This window comes from Brevundimonas sp. Root1423 (assembly GCF_001426805.1).
The window spans coordinates 56,847-73,692 of the sequence record NZ_LMFL01000005.1; the positions used below are offsets into that span (position 1 = coordinate 56,847).

The 16,846-nt window shown below is 67.9% G+C and carries 25 protein-coding genes, 4 tRNA genes and 1 other RNA gene; 11 read left to right on the forward strand and 19 right to left on the reverse strand.

Going from position 1 to position 16,846, the window contains the following annotated elements:
* Positions 1 to 2: 2 nt before the first annotated feature.
* Positions 3 to 179: a DUF4169 family protein gene (locus ASD25_RS29135; RefSeq protein ID WP_082560113.1), complete on the reverse strand. Its 177-nt coding sequence runs from the start codon at positions 177 to 179 to the stop codon at positions 3 to 5.
* A 74-nt stretch (positions 180 to 253) separates the two neighbouring features.
* Between ASD25_RS29135 and ASD25_RS04415 the strand changes: the two genes are divergently transcribed.
* Positions 254 to 487 carry a DUF2171 domain-containing protein gene (locus ASD25_RS04415; RefSeq protein ID WP_055830544.1) on the forward strand — a complete coding sequence of 78 codons (234 nt, stop codon included), beginning with the start codon at positions 254 to 256 and terminating at the stop codon, positions 485 to 487.
* Positions 488 to 591: 104 nt separating this feature from the next.
* Positions 592 to 993, forward strand: coding sequence for a YccF domain-containing protein (locus ASD25_RS04420; RefSeq protein ID WP_055830713.1), 402 nt, complete (start codon positions 592 to 594; stop codon positions 991 to 993).
* Between the two features lie 2 nt (positions 994 to 995).
* On the opposite strand, the gene ASD25_RS04425 is transcribed toward ASD25_RS04420, so the two are convergent.
* Genes ASD25_RS04425 through fumC form a run of 4 tightly spaced genes read right to left on the reverse strand, consistent with a single transcriptional unit; the run spans position 996 to position 3,726 of the window.
* The gene (locus tag ASD25_RS04425; protein WP_055830541.1) at positions 996 to 1,727 is read right to left on the reverse strand and encodes an AAA family ATPase; all 732 of its coding nucleotides are present in this window, start codon (positions 1,725 to 1,727) and stop codon (positions 996 to 998) included.
* Between the two features lie 2 nt (positions 1,728 to 1,729).
* Entirely contained in the window at positions 1,730 to 2,038 is a 309-nt protein-coding gene (locus ASD25_RS04430) for a CcdB family protein (protein ID WP_055830539.1), read from the reverse strand.
* On the reverse strand, positions 2,038 to 2,280 hold the full coding sequence (locus ASD25_RS04435; protein WP_055830537.1) for a type II toxin-antitoxin system CcdA family antitoxin: 243 nt from the start codon (positions 2,278 to 2,280) through the stop codon (positions 2,038 to 2,040). The genes ASD25_RS04430 and ASD25_RS04435 overlap by 1 nt, the downstream gene beginning before the upstream one ends.
* A 57-nt stretch (positions 2,281 to 2,337) precedes the next feature.
* Positions 2,338 to 3,726 carry a class II fumarate hydratase gene (fumC, locus tag ASD25_RS04440; protein WP_055830534.1) on the reverse strand — a complete coding sequence of 463 codons (1,389 nt, stop codon included), beginning with the start codon at positions 3,724 to 3,726 and terminating at the stop codon, positions 2,338 to 2,340.
* Positions 3,727 to 3,818: 92 nt separating this feature from the next.
* Here fumC and ASD25_RS04445 point away from each other — a divergent pair, with 92 nt between their 5' ends.
* Positions 3,819 to 4,181, forward strand: a complete 363-nt coding sequence (locus tag ASD25_RS04445) for a RusA family crossover junction endodeoxyribonuclease (RefSeq protein WP_055830532.1) — start codon at positions 3,819 to 3,821, stop codon at positions 4,179 to 4,181.
* Here ASD25_RS04445 and ASD25_RS04450 read toward each other — a convergent pair.
* The 5 genes from ASD25_RS04450 to miaA all read right to left on the reverse strand — a co-directional run bounded on the left by ASD25_RS04450 (position 4,144) and on the right by miaA (position 7,598).
* A complete protein-coding gene (locus ASD25_RS04450; protein ID WP_055830530.1) occupies positions 4,144 to 4,926 on the reverse strand; it encodes a C13 family peptidase in 783 nt (260 codons plus the stop codon). The two genes, ASD25_RS04445 and ASD25_RS04450, sit on opposite strands and share 38 nt — an antisense overlap.
* 59 nt (positions 4,927 to 4,985) lie before the next feature.
* Positions 4,986 to 5,477, reverse strand: coding sequence for an SspB family protein (locus tag ASD25_RS04455; RefSeq protein ID WP_055830528.1), 492 nt, complete (start codon positions 5,475 to 5,477; stop codon positions 4,986 to 4,988).
* A gap of 70 nt (positions 5,478 to 5,547) precedes the next feature.
* Positions 5,548 to 5,971: a transfer-messenger RNA gene (gene ssrA / locus ASD25_RS29140) on the reverse strand.
* Between the two features lie 23 nt (positions 5,972 to 5,994).
* Positions 5,995 to 6,588 (reverse strand): hypothetical protein, encoded by a 594-nt coding sequence (locus ASD25_RS04460; protein ID WP_055830526.1) that lies wholly within the window; start codon positions 6,586 to 6,588, stop codon positions 5,995 to 5,997.
* A 107-nt stretch (positions 6,589 to 6,695) separates the two neighbouring features.
* Entirely contained in the window at positions 6,696 to 7,598 is a 903-nt protein-coding gene (gene miaA, locus ASD25_RS04465) for a tRNA (adenosine(37)-N6)-dimethylallyltransferase MiaA (protein ID WP_055830524.1), read from the reverse strand.
* A 73-nt stretch (positions 7,599 to 7,671) separates the two neighbouring features.
* On the opposite strand from miaA, the gene ASD25_RS04470 reads away from it, so the two are divergent.
* The 4 genes from ASD25_RS04470 to ASD25_RS04480 all read left to right on the forward strand — a co-directional run bounded on the left by ASD25_RS04470 (position 7,672) and on the right by ASD25_RS04480 (position 11,112).
* Complete coding sequence (locus ASD25_RS04470) at positions 7,672 to 8,739, forward strand: Mrp/NBP35 family ATP-binding protein (RefSeq protein ID WP_055830522.1); 1,068 nt, start codon at positions 7,672 to 7,674, stop codon at positions 8,737 to 8,739.
* 144 nt (positions 8,740 to 8,883) lie between these two features.
* Positions 8,884 to 9,054 carry a hypothetical protein gene (locus ASD25_RS30160; protein WP_156376972.1) on the forward strand — a complete coding sequence of 57 codons (171 nt, stop codon included), beginning with the start codon at positions 8,884 to 8,886 and terminating at the stop codon, positions 9,052 to 9,054.
* A 182-nt stretch (positions 9,055 to 9,236) separates the two neighbouring features.
* Positions 9,237 to 10,334: an NADH:flavin oxidoreductase gene (locus ASD25_RS04475; protein WP_055830520.1), complete on the forward strand. Its 1,098-nt coding sequence runs from the start codon at positions 9,237 to 9,239 to the stop codon at positions 10,332 to 10,334.
* Positions 10,335 to 10,353: 19 nt separating this feature from the next.
* The gene (locus ASD25_RS04480; RefSeq protein ID WP_055830518.1) at positions 10,354 to 11,112 is read left to right on the forward strand and encodes a sterol desaturase family protein; all 759 of its coding nucleotides are present in this window, start codon (positions 10,354 to 10,356) and stop codon (positions 11,110 to 11,112) included.
* Here the strand turns inward: ASD25_RS04480 and ASD25_RS04485 are convergent.
* From ASD25_RS04485 to ASD25_RS04510, 6 genes are all read right to left on the reverse strand, one after another.
* Positions 11,076 to 11,399 carry a YbjQ family protein gene (locus tag ASD25_RS04485; protein ID WP_055830516.1) on the reverse strand — a complete coding sequence of 108 codons (324 nt, stop codon included), beginning with the start codon at positions 11,397 to 11,399 and terminating at the stop codon, positions 11,076 to 11,078. The genes ASD25_RS04480 and ASD25_RS04485 overlap by 37 nt on opposite strands.
* A gap of 16 nt (positions 11,400 to 11,415) precedes the next feature.
* Positions 11,416 to 11,931, reverse strand: coding sequence for a dihydrofolate reductase (locus tag ASD25_RS04490; protein WP_055830513.1), 516 nt, complete (start codon positions 11,929 to 11,931; stop codon positions 11,416 to 11,418).
* A 125-nt stretch (positions 11,932 to 12,056) separates the two neighbouring features.
* Positions 12,057 to 12,335: a hypothetical protein gene (locus ASD25_RS04495; RefSeq protein WP_055830511.1), complete on the reverse strand. Its 279-nt coding sequence runs from the start codon at positions 12,333 to 12,335 to the stop codon at positions 12,057 to 12,059.
* Positions 12,320 to 12,619: a hypothetical protein gene (locus ASD25_RS04500; protein ID WP_055830510.1), complete on the reverse strand. Its 300-nt coding sequence runs from the start codon at positions 12,617 to 12,619 to the stop codon at positions 12,320 to 12,322. The genes ASD25_RS04495 and ASD25_RS04500 overlap by 16 nt, the downstream gene beginning before the upstream one ends.
* Positions 12,619 to 12,873, reverse strand: a 255-nt coding sequence (locus tag ASD25_RS04505; protein WP_162252055.1) for a thymidylate synthase, incomplete at its 5' end; no start/stop codon positions are given. The genes ASD25_RS04500 and ASD25_RS04505, both read right to left, overlap by 1 nt.
* A gap of 58 nt (positions 12,874 to 12,931) precedes the next feature.
* On the reverse strand, positions 12,932 to 13,789 hold the full coding sequence (locus ASD25_RS04510; protein ID WP_056615038.1) for a thymidylate synthase: 858 nt from the start codon (positions 13,787 to 13,789) through the stop codon (positions 12,932 to 12,934).
* A gap of 401 nt (positions 13,790 to 14,190) precedes the next feature.
* Here ASD25_RS04510 and ASD25_RS04515 point away from each other — a divergent pair, with 401 nt between their 5' ends.
* Positions 14,191 to 14,754: a hypothetical protein gene (locus tag ASD25_RS04515; protein ID WP_056615043.1), complete on the forward strand. Its 564-nt coding sequence runs from the start codon at positions 14,191 to 14,193 to the stop codon at positions 14,752 to 14,754.
* Here ASD25_RS04515 and ASD25_RS04520 read toward each other — a convergent pair.
* Positions 14,651 to 15,202 carry a DUF924 family protein gene (locus ASD25_RS04520; RefSeq protein ID WP_055830505.1) on the reverse strand — a complete coding sequence of 184 codons (552 nt, stop codon included), beginning with the start codon at positions 15,200 to 15,202 and terminating at the stop codon, positions 14,651 to 14,653. The genes ASD25_RS04515 and ASD25_RS04520 overlap by 104 nt on opposite strands.
* Here ASD25_RS04520 and ilvC point away from each other — a divergent pair.
* The gene (gene ilvC / locus ASD25_RS04525) at positions 15,201 to 16,217 is read left to right on the forward strand and encodes a ketol-acid reductoisomerase (protein ID WP_055830503.1); all 1,017 of its coding nucleotides are present in this window, start codon (positions 15,201 to 15,203) and stop codon (positions 16,215 to 16,217) included. The genes ASD25_RS04520 and ilvC overlap by 2 nt on opposite strands.
* 53 nt (positions 16,218 to 16,270) lie before the next feature.
* Here the strand turns inward: ilvC and ASD25_RS04530 are convergent.
* A tRNA-Pro gene (locus ASD25_RS04530) sits at positions 16,271 to 16,347 on the reverse strand.
* Positions 16,348 to 16,380: 33 nt separating this feature from the next.
* Positions 16,381 to 16,457, reverse strand: a tRNA-Pro gene (locus ASD25_RS04535).
* Between the two features lie 156 nt (positions 16,458 to 16,613).
* On the opposite strand from ASD25_RS04535, the gene ASD25_RS04540 reads away from it, so the two are divergent.
* A tRNA-Gln gene (locus tag ASD25_RS04540) sits at positions 16,614 to 16,687 on the forward strand.
* A gap of 34 nt (positions 16,688 to 16,721) precedes the next feature.
* A tRNA-Gln gene (locus tag ASD25_RS04545) sits at positions 16,722 to 16,795 on the forward strand.
* Positions 16,796 to 16,846: the final 51 nt, after the last annotated feature.

Genomic DNA, 16,846 nt, shown 5'->3' on the forward strand with positions numbered 1-16,846 from the left:
CCTCAATCCTCCAGTCTCGATCCGTCCAGCAGCCGCTGAATTCGGGCGCGCTCCTTGTCGGCCGCCGCGCGGTCCGCCTTCGAACGCCCATGGCTGGCGCGGTTCGCCGTGGAGGCGGCCCTGGCCTCGGCCTTCGCGCGCTCCTTGCGCGCCTTGTTCAGATTGACGACCTCGCCCATGCCGGTCTCCGCGATGCAACCCGACCGTCGATCGGGCGATTATTCCCGACAGCGAAACCCGTCAGGAGCTCCCCATGGTAGACCCGTCTCAAATCCGCGAACACCTCGAAGTCGTCGGCTCGGACGGCGAGCACGTGGGCCGCGTCGATCACGTCATCGGCGACCAGATCGAACTGGCCAAGCTGGATCTCGCCGGCGGCTTCAAACACCATATGATTCCCGTCAGCTGGGTCCATCACGTCGGCGAGCACGTGCACCTGAACCTCACCCGCGACGAGGCGAAGGCCCGCTGGACCGAGAAACACTAGACCCACCCGGCTTACCGCGAATTCACGAAGGCCCCGCTGATATCGGCGGGGCCTTCGTCCTATCTATGGCGGGCGTCCGCATGGGACGCGTGGAGACGTCCGCCTTGATCCGCCTGATCCTCAACCTGCTCTGGTTCGTCTTCGGAGGCTGGCTGTCCGGCCTGCTGTGGCTGTTCGGGGGCGCGATCCTGGCCCTGACCGTGGTCGGCCTGCCCTGGACCTTCGCCGCCTGGCGGATCGCCAGCTATTCCTTCTGGCCGTTCGGACGCGAGGTGGTCTGGCGCGACGAATTCACCGGCCAGCACGACATCGGCACCGGCGGACTCGGCCTCGTGCTGAACGTCGTCTGGTTCATCTTCGCCGGCTGGTACATCGCCCTGTCGCATCTGATCATCGCCGTTGCCGAGTTCATCTCCATCATCGGCATCCCGTTCGCCCTCAAGGATCTGGAGCTGGCCAAGCTGGCGCTCGCCCCCATCGGCCGCACGATCCGCGACAAGCCCTAGGTTCAGTCGTCGGCCAGCAGGACGTCGAGATAGGTCTCGCGGCGGTTCAGGAAACCGCGGGTCACCTGAAAATGCTCGGTGTCCTCATACGCGACACGCTCCAGCCCATCGGCCGATGCCTGATAGAGCCACGCGTCGGGGTAGCCGAGAATGATCGGCGAATGGGTGGCGATGATGAACTGCGACCCTCGCAGCACCAGCTCGTGCATCCGCGCCAGAAACGACAGCTGCCGGGTCGGCGACAGCGCCGCCTCCGGCTCGTCGAGGATGTAGAGCCCGTCGCCCATGAAGCGGTTGTCGAACAGGTTGAAGAAGCTCTCCCCGTGCGACTGCTCGTGCAGGCCGGTCTGGCCGGCCCGGCCCGTGCCGGACGCCTCCACATAGCTGGCGGTGGTGAAGAAGCTCTCGGCCCTGAGGAAATAGCCGTCCTTCGCCTTTACCGGCGCGCGCACCGGCCGGATGAAGCGATGCAAAGGCGAATGCGAGGCGCGGGTCGAGAACCGGTGGTCCCGCGATCCCCCCTCGGCGTTGAAGCCCCAGGCGATGGCCAGGGCCTCGATCAGCGTCGACTTTCCCGCGCCGTTCTCGCCGACGAGAAAGGTCACCCGCGGATGGAAGACCAGGATCTCGAGCGCCTTGAGGACCGGCAGGTTGAACGGATAGACGCCGTCGTCCCACCCCTCGCGCCGCTCGAAGCGCGCCTCGATCCAGTAGGGGCGGGTGAGGGCGGTCATGATCAGAAGCCGGTGAACAGCCGGTCGAGCGCGCGGCGGGTGGCATCCTCGCATGCGACCAGTGTTCCCACCTGGCGGCGTAAGGTCCGTCCCTCCACGCCGGCCATCTCGGAAATCACCAGCACCAGCGGCTCGCCATTCAGATCGATGTCGAGCTCCAGACCCGGAACGGTTCCCTGACTGTCGTTTACAGGCGGGGCGACAACTGCATCGTCGAAATCCAGCAGCAGATGGGACGACATAACGACGAGGTAGGGTGCGAACCGCCGGGCCGCTGGCGAGGGGTTCTCGAAGACGTCGAACTGACGCATCACCAAGTCCGGAAATGATCCGAAAGGAGGCCTCGTTCCCGAATCCGGCGGTTGTGATCCTTGATCGCCTCGGCGTTCTCTTCCGCCCAGCGCTTCGCCCGCGCTTCGGCGCCGGCCGGATCGATTTTCTGCAGATGCAGCCGAAGCTGAACCTCGCTCATGCCGGTGATGGAGAGGCCGAGCCGCTGGGCCTGTTCGACCAGTTCCGGCTCGATGCCGATATTCAGCTCGACCTTGCCCATGGACGACAGCCTAACCCGAAACCCGGCTTATCGCCACCAACCCGGGGTAGGCGCCGATCACCCCGGCGAGATCATCTTCTCCGGCCGCACCGCCTCGTCGAACTCGGCGTCGGTCAGATAGCCGCCGCCGACCGCCTCCTCGCGCAGGGTGGTTCCATTCTTGTGCGCCGTCTTGGCGATCTTCGCGCAGACGTCATAGCCCAGCTTGCCGTTGAGCGCCGTGACCAGCATCAGCGAGTTGTCGAGACCACGCTTGATGTTGTCCTCGCGCGGCTCGATCCCGACCACGCAGTTGTCGGTGAACGACACCGCCGCGTCGGCCATCAGCCGCACCGACTGCAGGAAGTTGTAGGCCATCACCGGATTGAAGACGTTCAGCTCGAAATGCCCCTGCGAGCCGGCGAAGGTCACCGCCGCGTGGTTGCCGAACACCTGGACGCAGACCTGGGTCAGGGCCTCCGACTGGGTCGGATTGACCTTGCCCGGCATGATCGACGAACCCGGCTCGTTCTCCGGCAGGGCCAGTTCGCCGAGGCCCGAACGCGGGCCCGAGCCGAGGAAGCGGATGTCGTTGGCGATCTTGAACAGCGAAGCGGCGACCGTGTTGATGGCCCCATGGGTGAAGACCATGGCGTCATGGGCGGCCAGGGCCTCGAACTTGTTGGGCGCGGTGACGAAGGGCAGGCCGGTGATGGCGGCGATCCGCTCGGCCACCTGTTCGGCGAAACCGACCGGGGCGTTCAGCCCGGTGCCGACGGCCGTGCCGCCCTGGGCCAGCTCCATCAGCTTCGGCAGGGTCAGTTCGATTCGCTCGATGCCGTTGGCGACCTGCTGGGCATAGCCGCCGAACTCCTGGCCCAGGGTCAGGGGCGTGGCGTCCTGGGTGTGGGTGCGGCCGATCTTGATGATGTGGGCCCAGGCCTTCGCCTTGGCCTCCAGCGCCGCATGCAGATGCTTCAGCGCCGGGATCAGGTCGTTGACCACCTGTTCGGCGCAGGCGACGTGCATGGCCGTGGGGAAGGTGTCGTTCGACGACTGGCTCATGTTGACGTGGTCGTTGGGGTGGACCGGCTTTTTCGATCCCATCTCGCCGCCCAGCATCTCGATCGCCCGGTTCGAGATCACCTCATTGGCGTTCATGTTTGACTGGGTGCCCGAGCCGGTCTGCCAGACCACCAGCGGGAAATGGTCGTTCAGCTTGCCGGCGATGACCTCATTGGCCGCCGAGACGATGGTCTCGCCGATTTTCGGGTCCAGCTTGCCCAGCGCCATATTGGTTTCCGCCGCGGCGCGCTTGACGACGCCCAGGGCCCGGACGATCGGCAGGGGTTGCTTTTCCCAGCCGATCCTGAAGTTCCCCAGCGACCGCTGCGCCTGGGCGCCCCAGTAGCGGTCCGAGGCGACCTCGATGGGGCCGAAGGTGTCGGTTTCGGTGCGGTTCGTCATGGTCGGCGGGGCTCATCGGACGTGGCGGGACAGTGCGCGGCGGTGTAGCACGGGGCCGCGCGCGAACAAGGCGCTGGGGCGAGGACGGCTGAATGACCGCAGGCTGGATCGGCATCGGAAAGGTCCGCGCCCGCGAGGTCGGCGACGCCGTCGAGATCACCATCGACGGCCTGACCACCCAGGCCAAATACTACAAGCCGCTGGTCTATGAATTCATGCGCAAGGAATGGTCGTCGCGCCCGTCATACGGCGACTACACGGTCGAGATCCTGATGGAGCATGTCGGAGATCCGCCGTGGATGGATCTGGACAACCTGGCCAAGGCCCTGCTGGACGCCATCAAGGGCTATCTGTTCCACGACGACGCCCAGGTCGCCCGCCTGCTGGTCGAACGGCGCGAGGGCGAGCGCGAGCGGATCACGATCCGGGTCTTCCCGCGCCTGTCGATCGGCTGAACCGCAGCGTCGGCAGACGCAGCTGCATCTCGGAGCCGACGAACAGCTGGGGCTCGGAACTCAGATCGACCCCGTGTTCCTGTTCCTTGCGCGTCACGCAGGCCCGCGCTCCCGCCGCCAGCGCGAGGAAGTCCGTCGCCGTCGGCAGCGTCTCCAGTACACAGCCGTCGAACCACGGATAGGTCTCGTCCGCCCCGCAGCCGAACGACGTCCGCTCGCGACTGGCGGCGGTCAGGACCATCCGGTTCGGGGCCGACAGGCCGTTGACGAAAATTCCCGAATAGCAGGCGGAGACGATCACAACCGTGGGCCGCGCGCCGCAGGCTCGCCGGACGATGTTGACCATCATGTCGGGCGTCATGCGCGGGGCGTCGCCGAACACCATGGCCGTGGGGACGCCGTGCGAGGTGAAATACAGCAGACAGCCGGCGTTCCCTCGCGCCGCCGCTTCGTAAAGACCGTCCAGCACGCCCTCGGCCGTGGCCGGATCGGGCGCGTCCGGCCTCAGACTGTAGTCGACCATGGTCGCGCGCGGGAAGCCGGCGGCGAGAAACCCCTTCACCAGATCGCGGCGCGCATTGTCGAAGGCCTGGATCGGCCGGCCGCGGCCGTCGCGCCAGTCGGCGGCGATGATGGCCGAGGTCCAGCCTTCGAACCGGCCGGGCTGGCTCCGCGGGGTCTGGGCCGCCGCAGGGGAGACGAGGGCGATCCACACCGCCAGCACGATGACCAACGCCCGTCCCATGACCGCTTCCCCGGTTCCGACCGGCCGAGGTTAGCCGACGCGTGCGGAAGGGGAAGAGGCTACTTCTTCCGGAACTGGTCCAGCGAGACGACCTTGGGGCCCTCGTCGCCGGTCTCGACAGGTTCGGGGCGGACCGGCTCGGCCGCGGCGACCTCGGCGGCGATGTCCTCGACCGTGGCCGGGGCCTCGAATTGCAGCAGGAACTGCACCGACGGATCGTAGAAGCGGGTGACCGCCGTATAGGGCATGGCCAGGACCTTCGGCATGCCGCCGAACTTCAGCATGACCGAGAATTTCGTCGGCTCGACCTTCAGGTCCCAATACTGATGTTGCAGGACGACCGTCATCTCGTCCGGATATTTGGCCATGACGTCGGGCGGCACGCTGACGCCGGGCGCCCGCGTCTTGAACGTGATGTAGAAATGGTGCGCCCCGGGAATGCCCTCGGGCAGGGCGGCGCGTTCCAGCGCCGAGCGGATGACGCCGCGCAGGGCGTCCTGCGCCAGCTGCTCGTAGTGCATCTCGTCGACTGGAGGGGTTTCGTCGGCCATGGGTCGCCTCGATGGTTCGCGCGACTGATAGCTGCGCCGGACGGCCTGCGAAAGATGGCGACATGGTGAAAGTGCCGGGATTCTGTTGGCAGGCTCCCGGCGGCCCCGCCTGAGGAACTGATCCCCCAGGACTTAAGTGTTCGAAATCACCCGAACCGCTTACGCGGCGAGAGCGACTTCTCCAGCGAAGTTATCGTTCGCAGTTAGAAAATGGCCCGATACGGTGGGCCAGGACGGGCGAAAGCAGTCTTCTTTACACGTCCGTCGATGCTNTTCTCGCGCATGACCTCGACCAGGGCGTGGCGGCTTCTTTACACGTCCGTCGATGCTAGTCGGCCCCATGCTCGCTCCGCCGATAACGCGGGGAAGAAATGGTGGAGCCGCCGGGAATCGCACCCGGGTCCGGTCCGCTTATTACAAGCGCGTTTATCGCCATATCCGGAGCAGGCCCCGGCACGATCAATATAGGGCTTCCGGGGCCGGCTTCCAAGGTCTGAAGTGAGGGCCGCGACGGACGTCAGTCCCCGGAGTCCTCCCGCAGCGCCCGGCGCGACGCCTCCAGGGCCTCGCGATAGTGCTCGCCGTCGCCGAAATCGCCGAACCCGGCATAGCGGCCGTGCGCGCCCATCAGCCGCCGGGTGTGCTTGATCGGGCACCAGTACTGTTCGGTGCGCGCCGCGACCTCGCGGACATAGGCGATGACGCCGTTGACATAGGAACAGTAGGCGCAGTTCAGCTTCTCGACCGCGTTCAGATAGGGCAGGCCGGGGCGGTCGAAGATCATGTAGCGGCCCCTCGGGACCTGGGGGATGCCGTAAACGCGGAAGCAGACCGCCTGATAGAGCGACACCCACAGATCGACCACGGCGAAGGGCAGGATCAGCGAATAGATCAGCGGGGCGGTCAGCACGTAAAGCAGCGGCGCTCCGAGGATGTATTTCACCAGGTGGATGCGGCGTTCCTCGAGCCGGCGGAGCGCCTCTTCCTCGAACCGGGCCCGGCCGTGCTCCAGCCCGAAGCGGAAACCCGAGCGCTGTCGCGAGAACTCCGCCGCCAGATCATGCTCCAGCGCCCGGATCTGCTCGATCAGGGAATCGACCCGGTTCGTCATGCGCGCTCCCGAGGTGCGCGCGCGCAACGGATCGGTCCGGGCGACATCACGCTGGCGGATGCGACCGTCGCACCCGGCCCTGCATAGCATCCGCGCCGACCGGCGTCTCAGGGCCCGGGCGAGGGTACCGCATCGGGCCCGGGATGCCGTGTCCATCCGGGCGTCTGGTTCCTGAACCAGGTCAGCTGTCGCTTGGCGTAGTTGCGCGTCGCCTGCCGCGTCGCCTCCACGGCCGCCGCCAGCGTCGTCTCGCCCGCCAGATGGGCGGCGAACTCGCGCACCCCGACGGCCTTCATGGCCGGCAGGTCGGGGTCCAGGCCACGGGCGACCAGGGCCCGGACCTCGTCCAGCGCGCCGCCTTCGACCATCTGCGCCACGCGGGCGTCGCAGCGGGCGTACAGGGCCGGCCGCTCCGGCTCGACGACCAGCCCGGTCCAGGAGCCCGGCGCCAGCAGGGGCGAGGTGTCGGCCGTCCAGGCGCTGAGAGACCGTCCGGTGTGTTCGGCCACGGCCCAGGCCCGGGTCAGCCGCTGCCGGTCGCCGGCCTCGATGCGCGCCGACGCCGCCGCGTCCACCTCGGCCAGACGCGTCCGAAAGGCGGCCTCACCGTCGATGTCGAACATCGCGCCGGCGGCATCGCGGACCTCGACCGGAACATCCGGAATGTCCGCCAACCCCTTTGTGAGTGCTGTAAAATATAGACCCGTTCCGCCCACCAGCAGGACCGGCCGGCCCTGATCCGCCTGCTTGATCAGGTTCGGCAGCACCGCCCGGCTCCAGCGTCCGACCGACCAGGCGTCGGCCGCGTCGGCCACGCCGTACAGCCGGTGTTCCGCCCGCGCTTCATCCTCGGCCGAGGGCCGCGCGCTCAGGACATTGAGATCGGCGTAGAGTTGCTGGCTGTCCGCATTGACGATCAGGGCTCCCGTGCGCTCCGCCATCTCCAGCGCCAGCCGCGACTTTCCCGAGGCGGTCGGACCGGCGATCAGGGTGATGAGGGGGTCGGACAAAATGCGCGCTCGCGGGCAGGGGTCTCCGGCGATAGAACGCGGACCTCGCCCCCGCAACCCGGACTGACCCGCCTTGCCCGACCGCGCTTCCGTAATCGCCGCCCTCGACGCCATCCTGGATCCGAAGACCGGCCAGGGGCTGGTCGCCGCCGGTCTGGTGCAGGGACTGACGGTCGCAGAGGATCGCGCCGGCTTCGTCATGGAGGTGCCGACCGCCGACGCCGCCCTCTATGCGCCCGTCCGGGACGCCGCCGAGGCCGCGCTGAAAGCCCTGCCCGGCATGGCGCGCGTCTCGGTCGTGCTCTCGGCCGAGGCGATCACGGCCCCGACCCGCCGCGCCTCCCTGTCGCCCCAGGCGGTCGACCAGACCCGGCCCAAGGCTCCCGTCGCGACCGACCGGCCGGCCCATGTCCGCCGCGTCCTCGCCATCGCCAGCGGCAAGGGCGGGGTCGGCAAGTCCACCGTGGCCGTCAATCTGGCCGCCGCCTTCGCCGCGCGCGGCCTGTCGGTGGGTCTGCTCGACGCCGACGTCTACGGCCCGTCCCTGCCGACCATGCTGGGCATCTCCGGCCAGCCCGAATACCGCGACGGCAAGATCCAGCCCCATGTGGCTCACGGCCTGAAGGCCATGTCCGTCGGTCTGCTGACCAGGGCCGACGACGCCATGATCTGGCGTGGGCCCATGGCCTCCCAGGCCCTGACCCAGATGCTGACCCAGACGGCCTGGGGCACGGAGGAGGCGCCGCTCGACATCCTCGTCGTCGACCTGCCCCCCGGCACCGGCGACGTCCAGCTGACCCTGATCCAGAAGACGCCGCTCGACGGCGCCGTCATCGTCTCCACCCCGCAGGAAGTGGCCCTCGCCGACGCGCGTCGCGCTCACCGACTGTTCGAAAAGGTCGGCGTCCCGACCCTGGGCCTGGTCGAGAACATGACCGGCCCCGTGTTCGGTCAGGGCGGGGCGAAGGCCGAGGCGGAGCGCCTGTCCACTCCCTTCCTCGGCGACCTGCCCCTTGATGCGGCCTTCCGGGAAGGCGGCGACGCCGGCGCGCCTGTGGTGGTCAGCCAGCCTGACGGCGACATCGCCCGTCGCTTCGCGGCACTCGCGGAACGGGTGGCAAGAGCCTTGGGTCTGCTCTAGTCCCGCGCCATCTCTGGCTGTACCGCCCAGGACCCCGTGGACAGCGTGGACGAGTCCACCTTTGTCCGAGGCATATTTCCGGTTGTGTCATCGCGAAATTCACCTATCGATGTTGACGCGGATTTCCCGCATCAGGAGAAGATCATGCTCAAGAAGGTTGTGATGGCCGCGATGATTGCGGCGTCTTCCATCGTGACGCTTCCCGCCGTCGCCCAGACGCCCCCAATTCCCGCATGCGCGGTAAACTGCGTCTTCATCGACACTCTGGACGGCGGCTACTGGATTTGTGAAGTGCAGCAAGACTGCGTTGAGTAACCACGGATGGTAGGTCGGCCGCCGGGAGACGTCCCGGCGGCGATTTCCTCGGCGGCCTGCCTCTGGACGCCGCCCGCTTCGACGGCATGGCCAGGGCCCTCGCGGAAAAACTCGGCCTCTGAGGGTTTCCAAACGAAACTGTAATCGCCACCTTGTCGGTTCCAGTCACTCGCGAGCCGCCCATGTCCGTCGACGCCCTGTTCCGTCCCTTCGAGGTCAAGTCCCTGAAGATGCCCAACCGCATCGTCATGGCGCCCATGACCCGCTCCTTCTCACCGGGCGGCGTCCCGACCAGCGATGTCGCCGGCTACTATCGCCGCCGGGCCGAGGGCGGGGTCGGTCTGATCATCACCGAGGGCACGGTCGTCGAACGCCCCGCCGCCCGCAACGACGCCGCCGTCCCCGTCTTCCACGGCGAGGCCCTGCCGGAATGGAAGAAGGTGGTCGAGGACGTCCACGCCGCCGGCGGCCTGATCGCGCCCCAGCTGTGGCACGTCGGTTCGGCCCGCGGGCAGGGCGCCGACTGGGCTCCGCTGGGCAAGGTCGACAGCCCCTCGGGCCTGACCAGTCCCGGCAAGCGCGGCCTCGAGCCGATGACCGACGAGGACATCACCGACACGATCTCAGCCTTCGGCCGCTCGGCCCGCGCCACCCGCGAGCTCGGCTTCGACGCCGTCGAGATCCACGGCGCCCACGGCTATCTGATCGACCAGTTCTTCTGGTCCGGCCTCAACGATCGGGCCGACAAATGGGGCGGCGGGACCATCGCCGACCGCGCCCGCTTCGGGGCCGAGGTGGTCAGGGCGGTGCGCGAGGGCGTCGGCCCGGACATGGCCGTGATCCTGCGCCTGTCACAGTGGAAGTCGCACGACTTCGCGGCGAAGAACGCCCACGACCCCGCCGAGCTCGAAGCCTGGCTGGCCCCGCTGGTCGAGGCCGGCGTCGACGTCTTCCACTGCTCGCAGCGCCGCTTCTGGGAGCCGGAGTTCGAGGGTTCGGACCTGAATTTCGCCGGCTGGACGAAGAAGGTCACCGGCCTGCCGACCATCACTGTCGGCTCGGTCGGCCTCGACGGAGAGTTCATCGCGGCCTTCGGCGGCGCCGGCTCCAAGCCGGCCTCGCTGGACGGCCTGATCGAACGGCTGGAGCGCGACGAATTCGACCTCGTCGCCGTCGGCCGCGCCCTGCTGGCCGATCCCCACTGGGTCGAGAAGATCCGCGACGGCCGTCTCGACGAGCTGAAGGACTTCGAACGCTCGGCGATGGCGACCCTGTCCTGACCGCCCTAGGATGGCGGGAATGATCCTCGCCGTCCTGATCACCACCCTGTGGCTCAGCGCCATCATCGGCGCCCGCTATCTGCTGATCGCGGGCGCCGTCTGGCAACTGCAGTGGGGCCGCAAGGCCGGCGTCGGCCGCCGGCTCAACCGCGACCGGCCGTCCCGCCGCCTGATGCTGCGGGAGATCCGCTATTCCCTGGTCTCCACGCCGATCTACGCCTTTCCCGCCGCCATCGCGCTCGAGGCGTGGAAGGCCGGCGGCACGCGGCTGTATCTCGATCCCGCCCTGCATGGCTGGGGGTGGCTGCCGGTCAGTTTCGTCGGTCTGCTGCTGATCCAGGACGCCCACTACTACTGGACCCACCGGCTGCTGCATCACCCGCGGCTGTTCGCCTTCGCCCACGCCGGCCATCACCGCAGCCGCGAGCCCAGCCCCTTCGCCAGCTTCGCCTTCGACCCCATCGAGGCGGTCGCCACGGCCTGGCTGCTGCCGCTGCTGGTCTTCCTGATCCCGGTCAATATCTGGGTCGTCGTCGCCCTGCTGGCGGTCATGACCGCCGCCGCCGTGATGAACCACTGCGGCTGGGAGATATGGCCCGACCGCTGGGTGCGCTCGGGCCCCGGCGCCCAGCTGATAACGGCCACCCACCACAGCCGCCACCACACCCATATGAAGACCAACTACGGCCTGTATTTCCGGTTCTGGGACCGGCTGGGCGGGACGGATGCGATGCCCGAGCCTCAGGCCTCGGCTTCGACCACCACGGCGGTGCCGTAGGCCAGCACCTCGGTGATCCCCGGCATGATCTCGTTGGCGTCGTAGCGCATGGCCAGGATCGCGTTGGCGCCCATCTCTCGCGCATGGGCGACCAGTTCGTCATAGGCCTCCTGACGCGCCGTCTCGGCCAGCTTCACATAGACCCCGACCCGGCCGCCGAAGACCGACTGCACCCCGCCGACCATGTCGCTGATGGCGTTGCGCGACCGCACGGTGATGCCGCGGACCACGCCCAGGGTCTTCACCACGCGGTGGCCGGGCGCGTCATTGGTGGTCACGATCAGCATGGGCGGTCTCCTGTTTTCAGCGGCGGTCCAGCACGCGGAACACGAAGGCGTGGTCGTCCTTCTCTCCGGCTGGATGCGCCTCCGACGATACCTCGACAAAGGCCGCCTCGTCGAACGCCGGGAAGACCGCGTCGCCCTCCGGCTCGGCCTCGACCTCGGTGAGATAAAGCCGCTTCGCCCGCGGCAGGGCCTTTTCGAACAGGGCCGTGCCGCCGATGACGCAGATCTCGTCGACGCCGTCGTCCTCGGCCGTCTCCCGCGCGATCTCGATCGCCTCGTCCAGCGTCGTGCAGACCAGCGCCCCGCGCGCCGTGAAGGACTCGTCCTTCGACAGCACGATGTTCAGCCGGCCGGGCAGGGGCTTCAGCGGCAGGCTCTCCCACGTCCGCCGGCCCATGATGCAGGGCTTGCCGACGGTGATGGCCTTGAACCGCTGCAGGTCGCTGCGCAGCCGCCAGGGCAGGTCGCCGTCACGACCGATCACCCCGTTGCGGGCGCGGGCGACGACGAGGACGAGTTGGGGCAGGGGCAAGCGGACCTCGACGGAGACGGACGGCGGCCGGGCTGCCGCCGCCCGTTCTTACGCGATCAGACGACGGGTTCCAGCGCCTTGAAGCGGAACAGCAGCGCGCCGGGCGACGCGCCGCATGCTGTGGCTCAATGCGCGGGGCGCCGCCACTGCAGCACCGCCGCCGCGATCCAGAACCCCGTCAACAGTGCGAACATCACCAGAAAGTCGCTCGAAGGGGCCAACTGGTCGAGCTCTCCGGCGGGAAAATTCGGGGCGACCCTCGCATGGAACACCAGGAACTCGGCCTGCCGCGCCTCAAAGCTCTGCCATTGCCAGTAGCGACCGCTGCTGAAGAGCAGGGCGAGGAGCGACCAAACCACCGCGACGGTCCGTCCGGACAGGAATGAAGTCAGTCGCGAAGCCATTTCAGCCACTTCCTCTGCACGGCGGTCTCCAGATCGATCCCCGCCCGGTCGCAATAGATCAGCAGCATCCCCAGCACATCCGCCGCCTCGTCGCCCAGCTTGCCCGCATCGGCGGCGCCCCGCGCCCGCCCGCTCATGCGCAGATGTTCGGCGGTCAGTTCGCCCAGCTCCTCCTGCACCTTCAGCAGGGCCCAGTCGGCGGAGCGCTCGATGCCGTGCTCGGCGGCGTAGATGTCGGAGATGCGCAGGACGTCGGCCTGCAGACCCTTCAGGTCGAGCGACATCAGACCGCGACCGGCGCCTTGATGTGCGGCCACGGCTCGTAACCCTCCAGCACGAAATCCTCCAGCCGGTAGGCGAACAGGTCGTCGCGCGGGGTGATGGTCATGGTCGGGGCGGGCAGGGGCTCGCGGCTCAGCTGCAGCTCGGCCTGTTCGACGTGGTTCAGATACAGGTGGGCGTCGCCGAAGGTGTGCACGAACTCGCCGGGCTTCAGGCCGCACACCTGCGCTCCTCCGACCGACCCAGCGCGACCGCGNCGGCGGCGTAGATGTCCGAGATGCGCAGGACGTCGGCCTGCAGGGTCTTCAGGTGCATCAGACCGCGACCGGCGCCTTGATATGCGGCCACGGCTCGTAGCCCTCGAGCACGAAGTCCTCCAGCCGGTAGGCGAACAGGTCGTCGCGCGGGGCTATGGTCATGGTCGGGGCGGGCAGGGGCTCGCGGCTCAGCTGCAGCTCGGCCTGTTCGACGTGGTTCAGATACAGGTGGGCGTCGCCGAAGGTGTGCACGAACTCGCCSGGCTTCAGCCCGCACACCTGGGCCACCATCATGGTCAGCAGGGCATAGCTGGCGATGTTGAACGGCACCCCCAGGAACACATCCGCCGACCTCTGGTACAGCTGGCAGCTCAGCCTGCCGTCGGCGACGAAGAACTGGAACAGGCAGTGACACGGCGGCAGGGCCATGTCGTCGACGTCGGCCGGGTTCCASGCCGAGACGATGTGGCGGCGGCTGTTGGGATTGGTCTTCAGCCCCTCGACCAGCTTCGTGATCTGGTCGATCACCCGCCCGTCCGGCGCCGCCCACGAGCGCCACTGCTTGCCGTAGACCGGGCCCAGCTCGCCCTCGGCGTCGGCCCATTCGTTCCAGATGCTGACGCCGTTGTCCTTCAGCCAGCCGATATTGGTCTCGCCGCGCAGGAACCACAGCAGTTCGACGATGATCGAGCGCAGATGCAGCTTCTTGGTCGTCAGGACCGGAAAGCCCTTGGCCAGGTCGAACCGCATCTGCCGCCCGAACACGCCCAGGGTGCCGGTGCCGGTCCGGTCGTCGCGCTGCGCCCCGTTGTCGAGGATGTCGCGCAGCAGGTTCAGGTACTGCCATTCCGGATGATCCGCCGCGACGGCGCCCGTGCGGGCCTGCAGATCGGCGAGGGTGGCGACGGCGTTCATCCGTTCAGGTTGGACGCTGATTCGGTGAATCCCAATGCGATCGGTGGACACTTTGGCGTGCGGGCTGTGGACGCCCCCACGTCCCTTCTCCCCTTGGGGGAGAAGGTGGCCCGGAGGGCCGGATGAGGGGGCAGGTCGGTGCGATGTCCGTCGCCAGCCGGGCCTGAACCTGTTGCGGCCGGTGTGACTCGCCATCCCCCTCATCCGGGTGGCTCCGCCGCCAGCCTTCTCCCCCTGGGGGAAGAAGGACGCTGGATCCGCTGCGACAATTCCGTCGCCAGCCATCCTAATTCGCGCGGCCAACTCGCTGTTTTTCCACGACATCGTCCCGCCAAGAGCGTCACGAACCCGCCGCAGGAAGCCGCGCGCCCACAATGGAGTCCCTTGACCGGGAGGACCCCATGACCGACCTGACTGACACCGAACCGCCGCCGCGGGCCGGCCTCCGCATTCACCCGCCGGAGACCTGGGACCTCGCCCGCCGCGACTATCTCGCCGGCCACAGCGGCCCGGACGTCTGCGCCCGCTACGGCCTCGGCCTCGCCACCTTCCGCGGTCGCGCCGCCTCCGGCGGCTGGCGCCGGATCGACCAGCCGGCGCCGAGCCCGGCGGCCCCCATCGAGGTGGACGGCGACCTCGATGAGGCCGGCTATTTCGATCTGGCCGAGATGGCGGCCATCCATCTGCGCGAGGCCATCGTCAACGGCCGCGCGACCGAGGCCGCCACCTGGCTGCGCATCCACCTCCGCCTCCATGAGCAGTCCGCCGCCGAGGACGCCGCCCTGCGCGCGGAACGCAGGAACGATGAGTTGGACGAGCTGGACGGGTTGGACGGTGTTTTTTCCGGTGCGGAGTCTGTCGTCAGCCCCGGAACCCGTCCTGATCCAGAAACGCCTGCTCCTCCGGCGTGGTCTCCCGCCCGAGCGCCCGGTTGCGATGCGGAAAGCGGCCGAAGCGGGCGATGACGTCGTGATGGTGCTCGGCCCAGCGGTCGTCCGGGGCGCGCGCCATCCGGGTCTGGAACAGCTCGAGTTGCCGCGCCTGATCGGCCGCAACCTCCGAATGCTGCAGCGGCAGATAGAAGAACCGGCGGATATCGCCCTCGATCGCAAGGTCATGCCCGGCCGCCAGCGCCCGATCAGCGAACATCCGCGCCAGCGGATCGGTCGCGAAGGCGTGGCCGGTGTTGCGAAAGCTGTTGCGCGGGAACTGGTCCAGCAGGATCAGCAGCGCCAGTGCGCCCTCCGCCGTCCCGGCCCAGTGATCCAGTTCGCGCCGGGCGGCGGCGACGTGGGCGTCGTGGAAACGGCGGCGGAATTCCGCGTCGAAGGCGTCATCCTTGGCGAACCACTTTTTCGGCCCGGCCTCTTTCCAGAAGGCGACGACCTCGGAAGGCGTTATGTCTGTGCTCATGTCTGAACACCTAAGCACGCCACTCCCCGTCTTCCATGACCGCGACTGCGATCTGTCGATCATCCGCGGCAGGCGCGTGGCCGTGATCGGCTATGGCAGCCAGGGCCGCACCCATGCCCTCAACCTGCGCGACTCCGGCGTCAGCGACATCGTCGTCGGCCTCAAGGCGGGCTCGGCGACTCGCGAAAAGGCCGCCGGGGACGGCTTCCCGGTCCTGACCGCCGGCGAGGCCGCCGCCTCCGCCGACGTGGTCGCCGTCATGGTCTCGGACGAGGCCCATCGCGACCTGTGGGCTGACGAACTGGCCCCGGCGATGAAACCGGGCGCAGCCCTGGTCTTCGCCCACGGCCTGTCGGTGCGGTTCGGCCTGGTCCAGCCACGCGCCGATCTGGACGTCATCCTGGCGTCGCCCAAGGGCATCGGGCCGCGCATCCGCGACCTCTATGTCGAAGGGCAGGGGGTCTTCGCCCTGTTCGGCGTGCATCAGGACGCCACCGGCGGCGCCCATGCCCTCGGCCTGTCCTATGCGGCGGCGCTGGGCTGCGGCCGCAAGGGCATCCTTGAAACCACCTTCGCCGCCGAATGCGAAAGCGACCTGTTCGGCGAGCAGGTGGTGCTGTGCGGCGGGGTCGGCGAACTGATCGACGCAGCCTTCATGAAGCTGGTTGCTGCGGGTTATCCGCCCGAGGTGGCGTGGTTCGAATGTTTCTACGAGGTCAAGCTGGTCACCGATCTGATGTTCGAGCGCGGCATCGCCGGCGCCTTCGCCAAGATCTCCAACACGGCGGAGTACGGGGCCTATCTGACGGGGCCGCGCATCATCGGCGAACCGTCTCGCGCCGCCATGGACATGGTCCTGGCCGAGGTCCGCGACGGCTCGTTCGTCAAACGGCTGATGGCCGACTATGACGCCGGCTCGCCCGACCTGCTGGCCCGCCGCAAGGCGCTGGGCGAGCGCACCATCGAGGCCGTGGGCGCGCGTCTGAATGCGGTGGCGGCGAGGGCGGGGGATTGAGGCGGGGAACCTCGGGGCCCCGAAGGGCTGTCTCTCTTCTTTCCGGRGAAAGATGGTCGGAGTGAGAGGATTCGAACCTCCGACCCCTGCGTCCCGAACGCAGTGCTCTACCAGGCTGAGCCACACTCCGACTTGAGGAGGGGGCCTTCTTTCCGGGGAAAGATGGTCGGAGTGAGAGGATTCGAACCTCCGACCCCTGCGTCCCGAACGCAGTGCTCTACCAGGCTGAGCCACACTCCGACTTGAGGAGGGGGCTTATAGCCACGGGYTTTCACMCCCGCAAGCRYCGTTTCGCGGTCGRTGAAAATAGTCTCGAAACCGGTTCTTGCATCGCYCGCRGCCTTCGCGTATCTCGACCGCCTTCCGGCGCTTCGGCCCCGGATGCGCCGGACCTGCTGGGGAATGGTGTAATGGTAACACTCCGGTTTTTGGTACCGTCATTCTAGGTTCGAGTCCTAGTTCCCCAGCCATCCGCCCCTTCGGCCCCGGATGCGCCGGACCTGCTGGGGAATGGTGTAATGGTAACACTCCGGTTTTTGGTACCGTCATTCTAGGTTCGAGTCCTAGTTCCCCAGCCATCCGCCTTCCCTGACATCGCTCGAGGCCTGCGTCCGAAACTGACGCAGGCG